Raw genomic sequence first — 286 nt, 5'->3', positions numbered from 1 at the left:
ATCCCAGACCCATGCGGTGGGAGTTTCCCTACATCATCAAGCACCCGTCGTCGCTTCGCTCCTCCGGGCGGGCGCGGGCGGCCGGCGGCGCCCGCGCTCATGTCTCCGCCCCGCTCGGCACCGCCGGCCGCCCGCTCCCGCCCAGGAGGCAGGCACGCAGTGCATGAGGTCAGAACACTTCGTGGCTGGGGCGGTCGGCTCCGCGACTTTAGCCAGCCACTTTGGCGCGAGCCTCGAAGATCATGGCCCCAACGTCGTGCTTTACCGGGCAGGTCCACAGACTGCC

It is taken from the genome of Streptomyces sp. NPDC001848 (assembly GCF_042891915.1).
Lineage (GTDB): Bacteria > Actinomycetota > Actinomycetes > Streptomycetales > Streptomycetaceae > Streptomyces.
This window is presented reverse-complemented; position numbering follows the sequence as displayed.